Here is a 17,943-nt window from a genome sequence, read left to right as displayed (position 1 = left end):
GGATGAATTACGCGTTGTTGTTTGGCTTGGATGTGCAACTGGGCTTTTTGGTGATGGCCTTTGTGTTGGTGATGGCGGTGATTGGTTTCATTCTTGACAAAGACACCACGCCGCAAGTTGTCGTGGCGACCGGCGTTGCGCTGATTTCGATTGCCGCATGTGCCGTGGTCTCTATCGACGCATTCAATGGGCTGGCGCACTCACTACACGAAAAAGGCAAAATCAGCGGTGATCTGTTTGACCAAGTGAAACACCGTTCCAACCTGTTCCTGTTTGTATTCCCGTTTGTAACCGCCGCCATCGGCACGAACCTGATTTCCGACGTGCTGACCAAGAAGTTGCATTATGAAAAAACCTTGGGCCCTGTGGATTTGCTGCAAGGGTGCTGGGAGCTTCTGAAAATCCTGTTCGGTGTGGTTATTCTTCCGTTTGTTGCGATTGGCTTGGTGCCCTTCCTGCTGGTCGATACGTGGAAGCGCCACGTCACCCGTTATATGGAAGTCGTTGGCGCAGTAAACCGTCATCTGCAACTCAAGATGCTGAAGGCCGACATCATTTCCAGAAATCTGTTTCGTGGCCCACCAGCCAAACCTGAGCCCTGATTCCGGTCGCCGGCACTCAGTCCTCAATACCGAATCATCACCGACTTAAGCTCGGTGTAATCCTCAATAAATGCACTGCCAAACTCCCGCCCAACCCCCGAAGACCGGCACCCACCAAACGGCACTGCCGGGTCGAGCAAGGTGTGCATGTTCACCCACAAGGTGCCTGCCTTGATCGCCGGGATCATGCGCAGGGCCTTGCCCAAATCGTTGGTCCACAGGCTGGCGCTCAGCCCATAGGGCCCGTGGTTCATCAGCGCCAGCAGCTCGTCTTCGTCGTCGTAGGGCAGGAAGGTGGCGATGGGGCCGAAGGTTTCTTCGTTGAGCAGGGTGTCGTGCAGGTGGTTGGCGAGGATCACCGTGGGTTCGACGTAGCAACCGGGGCGGTCGATAAGGTGGCCGCCGTGGATGATCGTGTTGTTTTCGGCGCGGGCCTGGTTGAAGTAGCCAAGCAGTTTGTGCTGGTGCTGCTGGTGTGTGACCGGGCCGAATTCGGTGTGTTCGTCCAGGGGCGAGCCGATATTCAGGCGGCTCAGGCGCGTCTTGAGTTTTTCCAGCACGGCGTCGATTTGCGAGCGGTGCACGAAAAAGCGTTCGGCCGCCGCGCAGATTTGCCCCGAGTGCAAAAAGCCCGCTTCGATGATGCCGTCCACTGCCTTGTCCACGTCCATATCGGGTAGGAAGCCGGCGGCATTCTTGCCGCCCAGTTCCAGGGTCGCACGGGTGAGGCCGGCGCCCATGGCGCTGCGGCCGACGGCGATGCCGGTGGGCACTGAGCCGGTGAATGAAACCTTGTGCGTGCCGGGGTGTTCAACCAGCCCCTTGCCGACATGGCCGCCGCCGGTGAGCACATTCAGCACACCCGCCGGCAGCCCGGCGTCGATGGCCAGTTCAGCGATGCGCAGCAGGGTCAGCGGCGTGAATTCGCTGGGCTTGATGATGATGCTGCAGCCGGTCACCAGCGCCGAGGCGAGTTTCCAAATGGCGATCATGGTCGAGAAATTCCACGGCACGATGCCAACCACCACGCCCACCGGCTCGCGCAGGGTAAAGGCGGTGTAGCGCTCGCCATTGAACGACGGCAGGGATGGGGTCAGGGTCTGGCCGCTGAGCTTGGTGGCCCAGCCAGCGTAGTAGCGCAGAAAGTGCGCGGCCTGGTCGACCTCGAAAGCGCGGGAGATCTGGATGATCTTGCCCGACTGGCACGTTTCGATCTGCGCCAGTTCTTCACGGTGCTGTTCCAGCAGATCGGCCAATTTGAGTAGCACGTTGCCGCGTATGGCGGGCGCGGCCTGGGACCATCGCTGGAAACCACGGTTGGCGCAAGCGACCGCGGCGTCGATATCCGCCAGGTCTGCGTCGGCCACTTCGGCGATCACCTGGCCGGTGGCAGGGTTGATGACGTTCAGGGTTTGATCGGCGTGGCTGCGCACGCTGACACCGTCGATAAACAGCCCATGGCGGCGACGCAAAAAGGCTTCGACTTGAGGCAGCAACGGGATATCGCTCATGGCAGGTTCCTGGCAATTCACAAAAGAAAACCCGAGGGTAACCAACGCACCAATAAGCGGCTTGACTGTGCCTGCCAGGTTTTATGCCTGTGCCTGCCGCGCCTGTGAAAAGTACAAGCTTGCCTGCCGAACGTGCATTTCCCGCCAGCACGGCCCGTTCGATACTGGCCCTGCATCCAGCGCCGTTCCGCAATCCGGAACGCCTGTCGGACTTCCAATAATAAGCAGGGCCGTCCATGAAAAAGCCAAACCCGCTCCTTGAAGACCTCAAACCCCTTTTGCCGGCCATTGCCGCGAATGCCAGCCGTGCCGAGCAACTGCGCCAGGTACCGGATGAAAATATCGCCCTGCTCAAAAGCATCGGCCTGCACCGTGCCTTTCAGCCCAAGGCCTTCGGCGGCCTGGAGCTGACGCTGCCCGAGTTCGCCGACTGCATCGCCTTGCTCGCCGGTAGTTGCGCCAGTACCGCCTGGGCGATGAGCTTGTTGTGTACTCACAGCCACCAACTGGCGCTGTTCTCGACCCAGTTGCAGCAGGAAATCTGGGGTGCCAACCCGGATGCCACGGCCAGCAGCAGTATTGCGCCGTTCGGTCGGGTGACCGAGGGCGAGGGCGGGGTGTACTTCAGCGGTGAGATGGGCTGGAGCAGCGGCTGTGACCATGGCGAGTGGGCGATTGTCGGCTGCCGTCGCCAGAACGCCGAAGGCACCCAGGATTACTGCTTTGCTGTGTTACCGCGCAGTGACTATCAGATTCGCGACGACTGGTTTGCGGCCGGCATGAAAGGCAGCGGCACCAAGACCCTGATCATCGACAACGCCTGGGTGCCCGAACACCGTATCCAGAAGGCCAAGGACATGATGGAGGGCAAGTCCGCAGGCTTTGGCCTCTACCCCGACAGCCAGATTTTCTACGCGCCGTATCGGCCATATTTTGCCAGTGGCTTCTCCACCGTCAGCCTCGGTGTGGCCGAGCGTATGCTTGAGGTGTTTCGCGAAAAAACCAGGACGCGGGTGCGCGCCTACACCGGTGCCGCCGTCGGCGCAGCCACCGCGGCGTTGATGCGCCTGGCCGAGTCCACCCACCAGGTCGCCGCCGCCCGAGCGTTCCTGGAAAAAACCTGGCAGGAACACGCCGAACACAGCGCCGCCCACCGTTATCCCACGCGGGAAACCCTGGCGTTCTGGCGCACCAATCAGGGTTACGCCACCAAGATGTGCATCGACGCGGTAGACCGCCTGTTCGCCGCTGCGGGCGGGAATGCCTGGTTCGAGCACAACGAGATGCAGCGCCTGTTCCGCGATTCCCATATGACAGGCGCCCATGCCTATACCGACTACGACGTGTGCGCGCAGATCCTCGGCCGTGAGCTGATGGGTCTGGAACCCGACCCGAGCATGGTGTAGCCGCGCCTATCACCCATAACAATAAGGGCGGCCACTCGCGGCCACCCGGGAGTCTTGCATGTCTGACGTTTTCGACCCACGGGCCTTTCGCCGCGCCCTCGGCAACTTCGCCACCGGTGTGACGGTGGTCACTGCCGCCACCGCTTCCGGGCACAAGGTCGGCGTGACTGCCAACAGTTTCAACTCGGTGTCCCTAGACCCACCGCTGGTGCTGTGGAGCATCGACAAGCGCTCCAACAGCCATGCAGTGTTCGAGGAGGCCAGTCATTTTGCGGTGAATGTGCTGGCGGCGGACCAGGTGCACCTGTCCAACAACTTTGCGCGCCCCCGTGAAGATCGCTTCGCCCTGATCGAGTACGAGCCGGGTGAGGGCGGCTCGCCGGTGTTCGCCGATTGCTCGGCGCGCTTTCACTGTGAGAAGTACCAGCAGATCGATGGCGGCGATCACTGGATCATGATCGGCAAGGTGGTGGCGTTCGATGACTTCGGCCGTGCGCCGTTGCTCTACCACCAGGGCGCCTACGCCGAGGTCCGGGCGCTGCCTCCCTGCGCGCCCGAGGTGGTTCAGAACGGCACGGCCACCACCAGCTGACTGTAGACATTGGTGCCGTTGCCGCCGACCTGGTTACCGCCGGTGTCGGCCGCTTTATCGGGTTTGTACAGGCCCAGCAGCGGCGTGATGATCAGGTGCTCGTTCACGGCCCATTCGGCGTACAGGTCCAGTTCGCGGCCATCCAGGTTCAACTGGCCGCGGGTGCTGACGGTGTTGTAGTCAAAGAACAGTGCGCCGAGGGTGATGTTGTCCAGCGGCTTGACCTTGAGCGCTACGTGCTGCACCGCCGTGTTGCTGTTGTAGGGGCCGGAATAGTTGCCCGCCACTTCGCCCTGTACCCAGGTGCCATAGCCGCGGTTGAAGCCTGCGAACATGCCGTCCCAGTTTTTTGAATAACGGGCGTAGCGGTAGGTCAGGTCCGGCGACCAGGGCAGGTCGGCGAAGGTGTAGCCGGCTTCGGCGTACCCAGCGTTCTGCTGGCTGTTGCGGCGGTCCTGGCGGGCCAGTTCGAAGGCGAAATGGGCGTTGTCGATGCCGGCACTGCCGGCACCGCGCAGGCTGTAGAGGTTCATGCCTTTGCGCTGGCGTTGCAGGTCGGTAGCGAAACGCTCATCCACGTCGATCCCGTGTATATAGGTGAGCCCCAGGGTGCCCGGGGCGGCGCTGTATTCCAGGGTGCCCGCAGCCATTTCGGTTCTGGCTTGGGCGCGGTTGTCGGACTTGATCCACATCAGGCTGCCATGCACGCCATCCTTGCCGCCCAGGCGAATGACCGCGGTCTTGTCGAAGGCATGGCGCGCGGCAATGTAGTAGGCACCGCCGCGATTGAACTCGCCGTCGCCTACGCCATTGCCGAGGTTGGGGCCGTCGTCGTTGATGATGAAGCCGTCGCCCAACATGATGATCTGGCGACCAAACGACAGGTCTACCCCATCCTTGCCCAGCGCCGGGAACAGCTCGCCGGAGCGCCAGCCGGCGAAGGCTTCGTCAAACTTGGTGGTGCGCTCGGTGCCGTCGGTCAACCCCGACGCATCGCCGTCGCCCCAGGTGCCGGAACTCACCAGGTTCGCCGTGCCGTATACGCCGCCCAGGTTGCCCAGGCTCTGCTCGACGCTCAGGCCGTACTTGATGAACCCCTCGCGCCAGGTGGAGCCGCCGCTGCGGCCATCGTAGTTCTTCGGGCTGTTGAACAGGCCGTAGACGGCAAGGAAGTTGCCGGTGAGCTGGGTGTCGGTATCGGCATACAACTCGATGGCCTGGGCCTGGCCGACCAGCAGTGCAATGCCGAGGCCGACCGCCTGGCGCAGGCGGCGGTTTTTCAGTGTGTGCTCCATTGTTATTGTCCCCATCTTGGTTAAGAGTGAGGGCGCATTAGGGCGAGCGGTCGCAGGCCAAGTCTTTCATATGCGTGCCAGGCAGTTGACCCTGGCCGCCAGGCGATACGCCGTGGCAGGCAGCAACAAAACCTTCGGCAGACAGGGGCAAGACGATCGAGCCAGGTGGGGCGCAGAGTGCCGACACACTAAAAAAACCGCTTTCGAGGACCCCACCATGTCGATCAACGACCGACTCACCGCGCACCTCAACCGGGGCACGGTAGGTTTCCCCACCGCGTTGGCCAGCACCATCGGGCTGATCATGGCAAGCCCGGTGATCCTCACCGCCACCATGGGTTTTGGCATTGGCGGCAGCGCCTTTGCCCTGGCGATGCTGATCGCCGTGGTGATGATGCTGGCCCAGGCGACCACCTTCGCCGAGGCCGCCTCGATACTGCCCACCACGGGCTCGGTGTACGACTACATCAACTGCGGCATGGGCCGGTTCTTTGCGATTACCGGCACTTTGTCGGCGTATCTGATCGTGCATGTGTTCGCCGGTACCGCCGAAACCATCCTCGCCGGGGTCATGGCCCTGGTGAACTTCGAACACCTCAATACCCTGGCAGAATCGGCCGGCGGCTCGTGGCTGCTGGGCGTGGGGTTCGTGCTGGTGTTCGGGGTGCTGAACGCCTTCGGGGTCAGCGCCTTTGGCCGCGCAGAGATCATCCTTACGTTCGGCATGTGGACCACCCTGATGGTGTTCGGCGTGCTGGGCCTGATCGCCGCGCCGGCGGTGCAGTTGGATGGCTGGTTCGGGGAATCACTGGTGGGCACCGACCTGGTCACCGTGCTGTCGCTGGTGGGCATGGCGATGTTCATGTTCGTCGGCTGCGAGTTCGTCACCCCGCTGGCACCTGACCTGCGCCAATCGGCCAAGGTCATGCCACGGGCGATGATGCTCGGGCTGATGGGCGTGGCGACATGCATGTTCATCTATGGCGCCGCGATGAAACGCCAGGTGGAAAACGTGGTGCTCGACGCCGCCTCCGGCGTGCACCTGTTGGATACACCCATGGCCATCCCACGGTTCGCCGAGCAGGTGATGGGGCAGATCGGGCCGCTGTGGCTGGGTATCGGTTTTCTCTTCGCCGGTGCTGCGACTATCAATACCTTGATGGCCGGTGTTCCGCGCATCCTCTACGGCATGGCGGTGGATGGCGCGTTGCCGAAGGTGTTCACCTACCTGCACCCGCGCTTCAAGACACCGCTGCTGTGCATCCTGGTGGCCATGCTGATCCCGTGCCTGCATGCGCTGTACCTGGGCGGCAACACCGACAACATCATGCACCTGGTGCTGGCGGCGGTGTGCGCGTGGAGTTTTGCCTACCTGCTGGTGACGTTGTCGGTGGTGATCCTGCGCATTCGCCGTCCGGATTTGCCCCGGGCGTACCGTTCGCCGTGGTTCCCGCTGCCGCAGATCGTCTCCAGCATCGGCATCCTGCTGGGCATGTGGTTTATCACCCCGCCAGGTATGAACCCGGCCGACATTTATGTGCCGTTTGGGGTGATGCTCGGCGTGACCGCCACCTATGCGTTGTTCTGGACCCTGGTGGTGCAGAAGGTCAACCCCTTCAAGCCCGCCTGCGTTGAGGAGGTGTTGGCCAAGGAATTCAGCCACGAACCGGGGCCTGCCCATGACGGTTATAACGACTTTGCGGCAAAAACTGTATGAGCTGTTCAGCGCAGACCGTGCACCGAGCGGTTATCGACCTGGGGTGACCCTGGCGCGCTTGCGGCGTGATCTGGGCCTGGCGACGCTTGAAGTGGACGGTGTGAACTTCGAGATTGTCGAGCGCACCGAGTCGCAGTTGTTGATGCACCTGGTGCTGACCGAGTGCGTCCTGCGCGTACCTGCTTCAGCGAGTGGCGCTGGCAGCTTCGAGGTGCACCATGGCGGCGCTATTCGGCGCAACGGCATCCGCGTGCGCCGGCGCTCCGGCAGCCAGGCTCTGGCGTGTGAGCTACAGGCGCGTTTGCTGGCCGACAGCGGGTTGTTCCAGGCGCTGATGCCGCTGGATTTCAAGCGCCTGCGCATTGATCTCAAGGACCGGCAATGGTGTGTGCGCCTGGAGCATATGGGCGGGAGTGAGGTGGTCAACCGGATGCCTGCGTTTCGGCGTTACATTGCTGTAAGCCCTGAGCAACGCAACCATTTACTGGCGGTGTTGGCGGGTATCAAGCGGGCGCTGTCGACGCTGTGATTGGCATCATTAGTGCTTCTGCAAAGGGCAAACAGGTTGTTGTTGCGTGCATATAGATAACATGTTAACTATTGCATCAGAACAACAAAAAGAACGCCACTGCGGAGACACCCCCATGAGCATCCCACAGCATGCACCCGACGGGCTCGACAGCTGGAACCGCGAACTGCGCGCCGCGTGCGGCCACTTCGATACCGAACTGGCCTTCAACCGTTCGCTGTTTATTGGCGAGATCCACAACTTGCCTCGTGGCTTGGCCATCCTGCGCACCAATGCCGGGCTGATCAAACGCCCGACGCACCACGCCGATCACGACAATGACCAGGAGTGCTTCCTGGTCAGCCAGCGCAGCGGCTATTCGCAGATCACCCAAAACGAGCAGACCGTGCAGCTGGCCCCCGGCGAGATGCTGTTGATGGACTCGGTGGGCTCCATCGAAATCACCCCCTTTGGTTTGATCGAACATGCCTCGCTGTCGTTGCCGCGCACCGAGGTGTGCAAGCACCTGGGCGGCCAGGCGCTGGCGTTCGGCAAGATCTCCTCGACCAAAGCCTGTGGGCGTATGTTGCATGTGTTGATGGATCAGCTGTGCAAGGACGACACTGACGACGACGCCACGCAAGTGGACGCGCTGCAGGCGGCCTTTGTGTCGCTGCTGGGCTCGGCGCTGGAGCAGGGCGATGAGTGCCGCGAGGGCGTTGCTGCGTTGCAGGGCAATAATCTGCGCAGCTATGTGCAAAAGGTCATTGATGAGTCATTGGGCCAGCCTGGCCTGAGCCCGATTGGCCTGGCCAACCGCCTGAATATCTCGGTGCGGCACCTGTACCGTTTGTTCGAGGAACAGGACGACAGCGTCTGCCGCTACATCCAGCGGGCGCGGCTCAAGCGCAGTGCGGACGACTTGACCAACCCCTTCCTGCGTAGCGAGTCGATCACCTCGATTGCCTACAAGTGGGGCTTTACCGACTCGGCGCATTTCAGCCGATCATTCAAGAAACAGTTCGAGGTGTCGCCCAAGGATTTTCGTTCCAGCCGGTTGCAGGCGGTGGGGGCATAAACAGGTCCTTCAGGCTGCAGGAGATCCAATGTGGGAGGGGCGGTGCGACGATTCGACTTGCTCCCGATAGCAGTGTGTCAGCCATTGGATATTTGACTGAACCATCGCTATCGGGAGCAAGCCCCCTCCCACATGGGTCCCCGTTATTCGGGCAGGGTGGAGCCACCATCGACCACCAAGGTCTGCCCGGTGATATAGCCAGCCAGGTCAGAAGCCAGAAACAGCATCGCGCCGGCAATATCCGCAGCCGCGCCCAAACGCCCCAGTGGCACACGGCTGGCGATGCTCTCATTCAGCGCGGCATCGCCCAGGTTGCTCATCGCCGGCGTGGCGATCATGCCCGGTTCCACGCCATTGACCCGCACATTCAAGGGCGCCAGTTCCAACGCCGCGTTGCGGATAAACCCATTCACCCCAGCCTTTGACGCCGCATAGTGGCTCAGCCCCGGATAACCCACCCGGTTGCCGGTGACCGAAGACGTCACCAGCACGCAACCCCGGCCTTGCGCGCGAAACATCGGTAACGCCGCCTGGGTCAGCCAGAACAGCGCCGAAAGGTTTACCGCCAAGGTGCGTTGCAAGATCGCCGGGGTGATGTCGGCAAAGGCTGTCAGAGGGAAATACCCGGCGTTGTGCACCACAATATCCAGCTGCGCCAACCCTTTAACGCAGGCGAATACCGCCTCGGCTTGCGCCAGGTCAACGCCCACGGCCTCGACCTGATAGCCCTGCGCGCACAACCCAGCGGCCACCCTTTCAGCTTGTTCCAGCAGGCGATCAGCAATCACCACCCGCGCACCGCGTTCGGCAAAGGCCTGGACGATACCCAGGCCAATCCCTTGGGCGCCGCCGGTGACCAGCACGACTTGGTCGCTGAAATCCAGGTCATTGGGCATGGGCAGGCTCCAGGCGCGTAAACGCCAGCGTCGGCACGTCGACGATACTGGACCCACCGTCCGCCACCAACGTAGCCCCGGTAATGATCGATGCGTCGTCGCTGGCCAGGAAGCGGCATACCTTGGCGATCTCTTCGGCCCGGGCGGCGCGGCGCAGCGGCACATCGGCGCACACGCGCTCGTACGCCTGTTGCAAGGTGTCGCCGTACGCTTCCATCAACGGCTGCATCTCGGCATCGGCCATCGGCGTGTGCACCCAGCCCGGGCACACCGCGTTCACGCGCACGCCGTGGGGGCCGTAGTCCCGTGCCAGCGAGCGATTGAGCCCGAGCAATGCATGTTTGGCCGTGGTGTAGCCGCACACCTCGGGCCCCGCCGCGAGCGAGGCGATGGAGCCGATCAGCACGACACTGCCGGCGCTTTCCTGCAACAGCGGCAGGCAGGCGCGGGCACTGTAGAACGCGCTGTCCAGGTTGCTGCGCAGCGCCGCTTCCCACGTAGACGGGCTGGTCTGGGTCGCGCTGCCCAGGCCATGACCGCCGGCACACGCCAGCAGTACATCGATACGCCCGTAGTGGGCGTGAATCTCGCGGATAAAGCCCTCCCAGGTGTCGGGGCAGGCGGCATCGCCCACCAGGATCAGGCCGCCGCTGGCCTGCGCCGCCTGTTCCAGTGGCTCGCGGCGCCGGCCGATCAGTACCAGCCGTGCGCCTTCCTGCGCGTACAGCCGGGCACAGGCGGCGCCGATGCCGGTGCCGGCCCCGGTGATCACCACCGTGCGCGCCTCAGTCACGGGGGTACTCCGTGCGGTTGAGCACCTGGCAATAGGAACTGATCGGGAAGTTCGACAGCGCGTCGAAGGATGCCCCCGCATAGCCGAAGATCTTGCCGTCGCTGCGGTGTTGTTGCAGGTCGATCAGCACCAGGCCGAGGGTGGGCACGATCTTCTCCTGCCAGACGAACAGGTACAGCTGCTCGGCGATCTTGTAGTAATGGCAGCGGTCGGTGTCGCACAAGCCTTTCTCCACACCCTCAAGGCATTGCCAGGCATAGAACTGCGGGTTGAGGTAGATGTGCTCGTAGACCTCGCTGGGGCTGTAGCGGTAGTGGTTGCGCAGGCCCACCAGTTCCTCGGTGGGGGCGTGCAAGCAATGGCCCTCCTGCCACGGCCGGTCGAGGCTGCCGTGGAGGAACTCGGCGTGCACCGAGGTCAGCGGTTTGCCGGCCAGGGCGCGGTGGTAAAGACCTTCGTGGGTCTCTGCCGGCTCTGGCATACTGCCAATCACCGCGGTAAAGGAGGCAGTTGGCGTGTCCAGCACCAGGCTGATCGACCAGCTTTGCCCGGCTTCGTGCTTGATGAAGTCCACCAGGTACAGGCCCGGGCGAATCGAGCTGGCGCGGTAGGCTGCACTGCCGCTGGAGTGTCCGTCGGCGGCGTGCCAGGCCAGGCGCTCCTGTTCGAAGCGATGCTCGATCTGCCAGCCATTGGCAAAGTGCAGAGTGAAGGTCTGGCCCGCCAGGTCGGCGAGGTTCGGCAGGATGAACGCTTCGGGTGCAAAACCGTCGGCCAGGGCGCCCACGGTGATCCAGTCAGAAGAAGTGCTCATGGCAAGGCTCCTTACACGACGGCGAAGTAGTGTTTGACGAAACTCTCGCTGACCACTTCCCACAGCACCGGCGTGCCCTTGGTCACAAACCAGCTGTCACCGGCCTTGTAGCGGGTGGACTGGCCGGTGGACTCATCGGTGAGTATGACCTCGCCGGTGACCACCGTGGCTTGTTCGGCGAACGGGTAGACCATGCGGAATTTGCCCCGTGTGGTGCCGAAGTAAGCGCTGCTGACCGCATCGGTAGGTGCGCCGAATGTCATCTTGCCGAAGGCGCGCACCTCGCCTTCAAGGATCTGTGAGCCGAGGTCGGCCACGGTGCCCCAGGCATCGAGTTCCGACAGCTGGACGTTATGTTTGACGGTGGTGAGGGTCATGGCAGTGGTTCCTGATGAGTGAAAAAAAGCGAATCAACGACGCCCGTTCCAGTAGCCGGACAATTGGTGCCAGGATTTGCCCGCCGTCAGCAGCAGAGGGCGAATTGCGTCCTTGCCGATAATGGTCGGGCGGCGGATCGAGCTGACCAGGTCATAGCGCGCCGAGCCTTCGCTCATGCCTTCGGCCAGGACCTTGCAGATGATGTGGCTGGGCGTGACGCCAAAGCCTGAATAGCCCTGCACGAAAAACGCATTGCTGCGCCCCGGCAAGGTGCCGATCTGCGGGAACAGATTCGGGCTGCACGCCATCGGGCCGCCCCAGGCCAGGTCGATTTTCACGTCCTTGAGGTAGGGGAAAATCTTCAGCATCAGGTGGCGGTTCCAGGCTTTCAGGTCGCCGGGAATATGCTCGACCAAAGGCGTCGCGGCGCCGAACAGCAGGCGGTTTTCATTGGTTACGCGGTAGTAGTCGATCACCGGGCGGATATCGCTGTAGGCGCCACGGATCGGGCTGATGCGCTGGATCAATTCTTCGGACAACGGCTCGGTCATCATCTGGAAAGCGTAGGTGTTGATGGTCGAGCGGTGCAGTTCCGGTTCGAGCTTGTTGAGAAAGCTGTCACAGGCCCACAGCAACTTGCCGGCGCGTACCGAACCGCGCCCGGTGCGCACGGTGATGCGTTCGCCGTAGCTGACCTCCAGGGCCGGGCTGTTCTCAAAAATCCTTACCCCATGGCCGGCCAGCGCGGTGGCCTCGCCCAGCAGCAGGTTCAGCGAATGCACATGCCCGCCGCCCATGTGCAGCAGCGCACTGGTGTAGGCGTTGGAACCGATGATCTGCTGCACATCCGAGCCGCCGAGAAAGCGAATTTCATGCTGGCTGTTGACCGACTTGAAGTCCTTCTCCCAGGCGCGCAGGGTTTTTTCCTGGCGGGCGTTGAAGCCCATATAGCCGTAGCCGTGGCAGAAATCGGCATCGATGTTGTACTTGGCGATGCGGTTCTTGATGATGTCGGCGCCCAGGTCGCTGATCTCGAACACCTGGCGCAGCCCGTCTTCGCCCACGTCCTTCTTGATCTTCTCCAAGTCATGGCCGATGCCCGCCATGATCTGCCCGCCGTTGCGGCCGGTGCCGCCAAAGCCCAGGTAGCGCGCTTCAAGCACCACGATATTGGTGATGCCTTTTTCCGCCAGTTCCAGCGCGGTGTTGATCCCGGAAAAGCCGCCACCGATCACCACGACGTCCGCGTCGATGTCTTGCTCCAGGGTGGGGAAGCTGAGGTTGTATTTCTTGGTGGCGGTGTAATACGTAGGGGTTTCGATGTTGATCATGGCGCAGCCTGAAAAAGTGAAGGAAGGCGCTAAAGCGGATGCCTCCATTAGGGCCCCTGACGGGCTGGAAGTCTTGATCCTGCGTGCCCGGTTTTTTGATTCAGCGCGCCACGGGCGAGGGCACACACAAGTTATAGCGCGCTCGCTGGCGGGGAATGTTAGAGTTTCGTTAAATTATTAACTAAATACTTCGTGACCCTGATCCTATGTCCAAACCTCGACAATCCCTGACCCTGGCCTTGCTGCAAGCGCGTGAGGCCGCGATGAGTTTTTTCCGCCCGTCGCTGAATGAACACGGCCTGACCGAACAGCAATGGCGCATCATCCGCATCCTCGAACAGCACGGTGAGCTGGAGATTTACCAACTGGCGGAACTGGCGTGCATCCTAAAGCCGAGCATGACCGGCGTGCTGGTGCGCATGGACGCCGCCGGCATGGTGCACCGACGCAAGGCCGAACAGGACCAGCGCCGGGTGCTTATCACCCTGGCAGACAAGGGCAAGGCGAGTTTCGAGTCCATGAGCCAGTGCATGGAGGCCAACTACCAGCGTTTGCAGGATCAGCTTGGCGAAGAGAAATTCCAGACCTTGCTGGGGTTGCTGGATGACTTGAAGAACATCAAGCGCTGAACTAATGACTGAACCACCGCCGGTCAACTGTGGGAGCTGGCTTGCCTGCGATAGCGTCGGGTCAGCTAGCTTATTTGTCGCTGATACACCGCTATCGCAGGCAAGCCAGCTCCCACATTGGATCTCAGTAGACACCACCGGTATTGGCAGCCACCGGTACGTCTTTGAACTTCCCGGCCAGGCTTTGCAACCCGCGCATCAACACGGTGGTATCCACTCCCACCGCCACGAACGTTGCGCCCAGTTCGATATAGCGCCGCGCCAGGCGTTCATCCGCACTGAGAATCCCTGCCGCCTTGCCCGCTCGAACAATGCGCACGATGGCGTCCTCTATCGCCGCCTGCACTTCAGGATGCCCGGGGTTACCGCGATGCCCCATGGCCGCACTCAAGTCCGCCGGGCCGATGAACACACCGTCCACGCCTTCGACGGCGGTGATAGCGTCCAGATTGGCCAGGCCCTCGCGGTTTTCAATCTGCACCAGCAGGCACATCTGCGCGTCGGCCTGGTCGAGGTAGTCGGTGATGCTGTTCCAGCGCGAAGCACGGGCCAGGGCACTGCCGACGCCGCGAATACCCTGGGGTGGGTAGTGCAGGGCGCGCACCAGTTCTTGGGCCTGGGCAGCGCTTTCGACCATGGGCACCAGCAGCGTCTGCGCGCCGATATCCAGCAGTTGCTTGATCAATGCCGTGTCGCCGACCACCGGGCGAATCAGCGCCTGGCTGGGGTAGGGCGCGATGGCCTGCAATTGCGCAAGCATCCCCGGCAGGTGGTTGGGCGCATGTTCGCCGTCGATCAACAGCCAGTCGAAACCGGCATTGGCGGCCAACTCGGCGCTATAGGCATTGGCGAGGCCAAGCCACAGGCCGATCTGCACCTCGCCGTTGTGCAGGCGTTGTTTGAAGCGGTTGACAGGCATGTCCATGACAATCCTCCAGTGTTCAGACGAAGCGACAGGCGATCGAACCGAGCAGGTCGTAGTCGACGTGGAAGGTATCCCCGGGGCGGGCGGCCACCGGGCGGGTAAACGAGCCGCCGAGAATCACCTGGCCCGGCAGTAAGGTGACGTCATGCGCCGCCAGCTTGTTGGCCAGCCACGCCACGCCCTTGGCCGGGTGGTTGAGCACTGCCGCCGAAACGCCGGACTCTTCGATCACGCCATTGCGATACAGCACCGCCGGCACTTTGCGCAGGTCGATCTCGGTGGGGCGCACAGCCCGGCCACCGAGTACCACGCCGGCATTGGCGGCGTTGTCGGAGATGGTGTCGAACACCTTGCGGGTGGCGTTGGTCTGTGGGTCGACCTGTTGGATGCGTGCGTCGATGATTTCCAGCGCCGGGATCACCCATTCGGTCGCGTCGAGCACATCGAACACCGTGCAGTTGGGGCCCTTGAGCGGCTTGCCAAGGATGAACGCCAGTTCCACTTCCACACGCGGCACGATGAAGCGTTCGAAGGGAATATCACTGCCTTCGTCGAAAAACATGTCATCGAGCAGGGCGCCGTAGTCGGGCTCGGTGATGTTCGAAGAAACCTGCATGGCCCGTGAAGTGAGGCCTATCTTGTGGCCCTTGAGCGTGCGCCCGTTCTTGATCTTTTGCGCAACCCATTCGCGTTGGATGGCGTACGCATCCTCGAGGGTGATGCCGGGGTAGTCGAGGGAAAACTGACGCACCTGTTCGCGGCTGCGTTCGGCGCGGTCCAGGTGGGCGGCGGCCGCGAGGATTTGCTGGGAGTCGAGCATGGCAACGGTCTCTAGTGTGGGTTGACGATGGCGGCCTGAGTGCGCAGCACCAGCAGGCCACCGAGGGCGATAAACAGGGCGAGTACGTACAGGGCCAGGCTGGCGCTCTGGGTGGCGTCGCGCATCCAGCCGATCAGGTAGGGCGCGAGGAACGCGGCGATGCTGCCGAACGAGCTGATCATGGCGATGCCCGCCGCCTGAGTGGTATTGGAAAGAAACGCCGGCGGCAGTTGCCAGAACATCGGCAGCGCCGCGCTGGCGCCCATGCCGGCGACCACCAGGCCGCTCATCACCAGCAGCGCATTGCCGGGCGCCAGGCCCGCCACGGCGATGCCGGCTGCGGCCATCAGCAGCGGCACGCACAGGTGCCAGCGGCGTTCGCGGTGACGGTCGGAGGAGCGCCCGCAGCCGAGCATGAAGAAGCAGCCGGCCAGGTAGGGCACGGCGCTGAGCAAGCCGACCTGACTGTCGCGGCCGATGCCGGCGCCGTGGATCAGGGTCGGCATCCAGAACGCCAGGGTGTTGACCGCCAGCATCACCGCAAAGTAAACGGCCACCAGCAGCCACACTTGCGGATCTCGCAGGATGCCGCTGAACGAGGTGATGGTCTTGCGCTGTTCTTCGTTGCTCAACTGGGTGCGCAGTTGCTGTTTTTGTTCGCTGCTCAACCAGTGCACCACTTCGAAACTGTCCGGCAAGCACTTGAGCACCACCAGCCCCAGCAGCACCACGGGCGCACCTTCGATCAGGAACATCCATTGCCAGCCGCGCAGGCTGCCCACGTCGTGGAAGTTCTCCAGGATCGCCCCGGAAATCGGCCCGCCCAACACCCCGGCCATGGGCACGGCAATGGCAAACAAGGCGGTGACCTGGGCACGTCGCCGCGCCGGGTACCAGCGGTTCAGAAACACCAGGATCCCCGGGAAAAACCCGGCTTCGGCCACCCCCAGCAAAAAGCGCAGCACGTAGAAGCCCCTAGCACTTTCCACCCACAACATGCCGGTGGAGAGCAGGCCCCACACCACCATCAGGCAGGCGATCCAGCGCCGTGGTCCGACCCGGTCCAGGGCCATGTTGCTGGGCACGCCGAACAGCGCATAGGCAATGAAGAACAGCCCGGCGCCGAAGCCGTACACCGTGTCGCTGAACTGCAGGTCGTGGCTCATCTGCATCTTGGCGAAGCCGATGTTGATACGGTCCAGGTGGGCGAACAGGTAACACACCAGCAACAAGGGCATCAGGCGCCAGGTCACCAAACGATGGGTGCGGTCGTGCTCGGCAAGCCGCAGGCTTGCAGTGGAGTGGGCTGTGCTCATGGTGTTGTACTTTTTGTCTGAGTGGCCGTGAGGGGAGGGCAGGTTTTTATCCCGCCGCGTTATTCAGAAACGCATGCACATTGTTCTGCTTGAAGTTGAGCTGTGGGTGCAACTCGACCATCTCGAACGACAGCGCCAACAACCGCTGCGCCTGCAATTGGGCGAAGTGCGCGGTGATCACCGCGAACACGGCTTCGGCCACCGCCTGGCGCGTGGCCAGGTCGCGGCCGTGGCCGACCTTGAGGGTCATGTGCACGAAGGCGTAGTCATGCTTGCCGTCGGCCATGCGCCAGGTGTCCAGGGGCACACCACGGCTACGGATGCCGCCCAACGGAAACACGCCACTGTCGCCCAGCACGCGGTGGATTTTTTCAAACAGGCCAGGCAAATCGGCCTGAGGTTCAAGGTTGTCGGTGTACTCAGCGATAAAGTGCGGCATAGGTTTCTCCCAAAGCTACAGCGGGAAAATCGCGTTGATCTGGCCAGTGCCCGAACTGCCGAACGGCGGCGTGATGATCTCGGCCGGCTGGGCATAGTCCGGCCCACCCAGCAGGCCCAGGAGCATGGCGGTGTCGTGCATCTTGCCTTCGCCAAAGCAGTGTTCGGCGTAGTCCGGCAGCATCGCGCAGAACTCTTTGAAGCGGCCTTGCTGCCACATCTCGACCACGTGCAGGTCTACCTGCTTGTCAAACTCACGGGTCCAGTTGTGGATATTCGCTTCGGCCTGGCGGTCGTCGGAAAAACGGTGGGACAACGAGCCGGACGCCAGCACCAGCACTTTGCGGTCACTCTTTTCGATGGCCCGGCGCACAGCGGCGCCGAAGGCAAAGCTGTCTTCCAGGCGATGCCAGGCGCACCAGGCAGCGATGGAAATCACCTTGAGTTTTTGATCCTCGGGCACGCCCATGTGCATGTAGCGCATGGGCACCAGCGTGCCATATTCCAGCTCCAGGCTCGGGATGTTATGGGCCATGCTGCGCACGCCGGCCAGGTTGGCTTCGGCGGCGATCAGCTCGCCTAACTCGGGGCAGCCGGGGTAGGCGTAATCCATGTTCTTGATGAAGTGCGGCAGCTCGTTGCTGGTGTAGGTGCCCTGGAACTGCTCGCCACAGTTGACGTGATAACCGCTGTTGACCAGCCAGTGCACGTCGAACACCACGGCGGTGTCGGCCCCCAGTTCGCGGGCGCGCCGGCCGATTTCCTTGTGCCCGGCAATCGCCGCTTCGCGACAGCCGTGATGCTTGCCGGGCAGTTCCGACAGGTACATCGACGGTACGTGGCAGATCTTCGCTGCCAGAACCACGTCGCCCATGATGATTCTCCTGAATAATT

At 62.4% G+C, this 17,943-nt stretch carries 18 protein-coding genes and 1 pseudogene; 7 read left to right on the top strand and 12 right to left on the bottom strand.

The features are described 5' to 3' along the window. The first annotated feature begins 26 nt into the window (after nt 1-26). Complete coding sequence (locus E3O56_RS17235) at nt 27-602, top strand: hypothetical protein (protein WP_177327415.1); 576 nt, start codon at nt 27-29, stop codon at nt 600-602. 23 nt (nt 603-625) lie between these two features. Here the strand turns inward: E3O56_RS17235 and E3O56_RS17230 are convergent, their stop codons facing one another. Continuing rightward, entirely contained in the window at nt 626-2,113 is a 1,488-nt protein-coding gene (locus E3O56_RS17230) for an aldehyde dehydrogenase family protein (protein ID WP_148853593.1), read from the bottom strand. 236 nt (nt 2,114-2,349) lie between these two features. Between E3O56_RS17230 and E3O56_RS17225 the strand changes: the two genes are divergently transcribed. Then, entirely contained in the window at nt 2,350-3,519 is a 1,170-nt protein-coding gene (locus E3O56_RS17225; protein ID WP_248128611.1) for a p-hydroxyphenylacetate 3-hydroxylase oxygenase component, read from the top strand. Nucleotides 3,520-3,577: 58 nt separating this feature from the next. After that, a pseudogene (locus E3O56_RS17220) lies at nt 3,578-4,051 on the top strand (flavin reductase family protein); the annotation flags it as partial. A gap of 32 nt (nt 4,052-4,083) precedes the next feature. On the opposite strand, the gene E3O56_RS17215 reads toward E3O56_RS17220, so the two are convergent. Then, nucleotides 4,084-5,406, bottom strand: coding sequence for an alginate export family protein (locus E3O56_RS17215; RefSeq protein ID WP_248128610.1), 1,323 nt, complete (start codon nt 5,404-5,406; stop codon nt 4,084-4,086). A 217-nt stretch (nt 5,407-5,623) separates the two neighbouring features. On the opposite strand from E3O56_RS17215, the gene E3O56_RS17210 reads away from it, so the two are divergent. The 3 genes from E3O56_RS17210 to feaR all read left to right on the top strand — a co-directional run bounded on the left by E3O56_RS17210 (nt 5,624) and on the right by feaR (nt 8,709). Next, on the top strand, nt 5,624-7,123 hold the full coding sequence (locus E3O56_RS17210) for an APC family permease (protein ID WP_122733803.1): 1,500 nt from the start codon (nt 5,624-5,626) through the stop codon (nt 7,121-7,123). Further along, complete coding sequence (locus tag E3O56_RS17205; RefSeq protein WP_248128609.1) at nt 7,086-7,652, top strand: DUF3156 family protein; 567 nt, start codon at nt 7,086-7,088, stop codon at nt 7,650-7,652. Before E3O56_RS17210 ends, E3O56_RS17205 begins: the two co-directional genes overlap by 38 nt. 115 nt (nt 7,653-7,767) lie before the next feature. Continuing rightward, nucleotides 7,768-8,709, top strand: a complete 942-nt coding sequence (gene feaR, locus E3O56_RS17200) for a transcriptional regulator FeaR (protein WP_005789555.1) — start codon at nt 7,768-7,770, stop codon at nt 8,707-8,709. Between the two features lie 143 nt (nt 8,710-8,852). Here feaR and E3O56_RS17195 read toward each other — a convergent pair whose 3' ends face one another. From E3O56_RS17195 to E3O56_RS17175, 5 genes are read right to left on the bottom strand one after another with little or no spacing between them, the layout of a single operon-like run. Beyond that, nucleotides 8,853-9,605 (bottom strand): SDR family oxidoreductase, encoded by a 753-nt coding sequence (locus E3O56_RS17195; RefSeq protein WP_248128608.1) that lies wholly within the window; start codon nt 9,603-9,605, stop codon nt 8,853-8,855. Then, entirely contained in the window at nt 9,595-10,398 is an 804-nt protein-coding gene (locus E3O56_RS17190; protein WP_248128607.1) for an SDR family oxidoreductase, read from the bottom strand. Before E3O56_RS17190 ends, E3O56_RS17195 begins: the two co-directional genes overlap by 11 nt. Beyond that, nucleotides 10,391-11,212: a molybdenum cofactor biosynthesis F family protein gene (locus E3O56_RS17185; RefSeq protein WP_248128606.1), complete on the bottom strand. Its 822-nt coding sequence runs from the start codon at nt 11,210-11,212 to the stop codon at nt 10,391-10,393. The genes E3O56_RS17190 and E3O56_RS17185 overlap by 8 nt, the downstream gene beginning before the upstream one ends. Before the next feature lie 11 nt (nt 11,213-11,223). Further along, on the bottom strand, nt 11,224-11,589 hold the full coding sequence (locus E3O56_RS17180; RefSeq protein ID WP_103733832.1) for a cupin domain-containing protein: 366 nt from the start codon (nt 11,587-11,589) through the stop codon (nt 11,224-11,226). 33 nt (nt 11,590-11,622) lie between these two features. After that, nucleotides 11,623-12,921, bottom strand: a complete 1,299-nt coding sequence (locus E3O56_RS17175) for an FAD-binding oxidoreductase (protein ID WP_103733833.1) — start codon at nt 12,919-12,921, stop codon at nt 11,623-11,625. A 206-nt stretch (nt 12,922-13,127) separates the two neighbouring features. On the opposite strand from E3O56_RS17175, the gene hpaR reads away from it, so the two are divergent. Continuing rightward, on the top strand, nt 13,128-13,550 hold the full coding sequence (gene hpaR, locus E3O56_RS17170; protein ID WP_248128605.1) for a homoprotocatechuate degradation operon regulator HpaR: 423 nt from the start codon (nt 13,128-13,130) through the stop codon (nt 13,548-13,550). A 124-nt stretch (nt 13,551-13,674) separates the two neighbouring features. Here hpaR and hpaI read toward each other — a convergent pair whose 3' ends face one another. The 5 genes from hpaI to hpaD are packed head-to-tail and all read right to left on the bottom strand — an operon-like array spanning nt 13,675 to nt 17,923. After that, the gene (hpaI, locus tag E3O56_RS17165; RefSeq protein WP_032880376.1) at nt 13,675-14,475 is read right to left on the bottom strand and encodes a 4-hydroxy-2-oxoheptanedioate aldolase; all 801 of its coding nucleotides are present in this window, start codon (nt 14,473-14,475) and stop codon (nt 13,675-13,677) included. A gap of 16 nt (nt 14,476-14,491) precedes the next feature. Next, entirely contained in the window at nt 14,492-15,295 is an 804-nt protein-coding gene (gene hpaH / locus E3O56_RS17160) for a 2-oxo-hept-4-ene-1,7-dioate hydratase (protein ID WP_032880377.1), read from the bottom strand. A gap of 11 nt (nt 15,296-15,306) precedes the next feature. After that, nucleotides 15,307-16,611, bottom strand: coding sequence for an MFS transporter (locus tag E3O56_RS17155; protein ID WP_148853586.1), 1,305 nt, complete (start codon nt 16,609-16,611; stop codon nt 15,307-15,309). Between the two features lie 46 nt (nt 16,612-16,657). Further along, nucleotides 16,658-17,050 carry a 5-carboxymethyl-2-hydroxymuconate Delta-isomerase gene (locus E3O56_RS17150; RefSeq protein ID WP_223019048.1) on the bottom strand — a complete coding sequence of 131 codons (393 nt, stop codon included), beginning with the start codon at nt 17,048-17,050 and terminating at the stop codon, nt 16,658-16,660. 15 nt (nt 17,051-17,065) lie between these two features. Beyond that, the gene (gene hpaD, locus E3O56_RS17145; RefSeq protein ID WP_248128604.1) at nt 17,066-17,923 is read right to left on the bottom strand and encodes a 3,4-dihydroxyphenylacetate 2,3-dioxygenase; all 858 of its coding nucleotides are present in this window, start codon (nt 17,921-17,923) and stop codon (nt 17,066-17,068) included. Nucleotides 17,924-17,943 lie beyond the last annotated feature (20 nt).

The sequence above is a fragment of the Pseudomonas sp. W2Aug9 genome, from assembly GCF_023127755.1.
GTDB lineage: Bacteria > Pseudomonadota > Gammaproteobacteria > Pseudomonadales > Pseudomonadaceae > Aquipseudomonas > Aquipseudomonas synxantha_A.
Note: the sequence above shows the minus strand (reverse complement) of the source record. Positions and strands in the feature narration are given on the sequence as shown.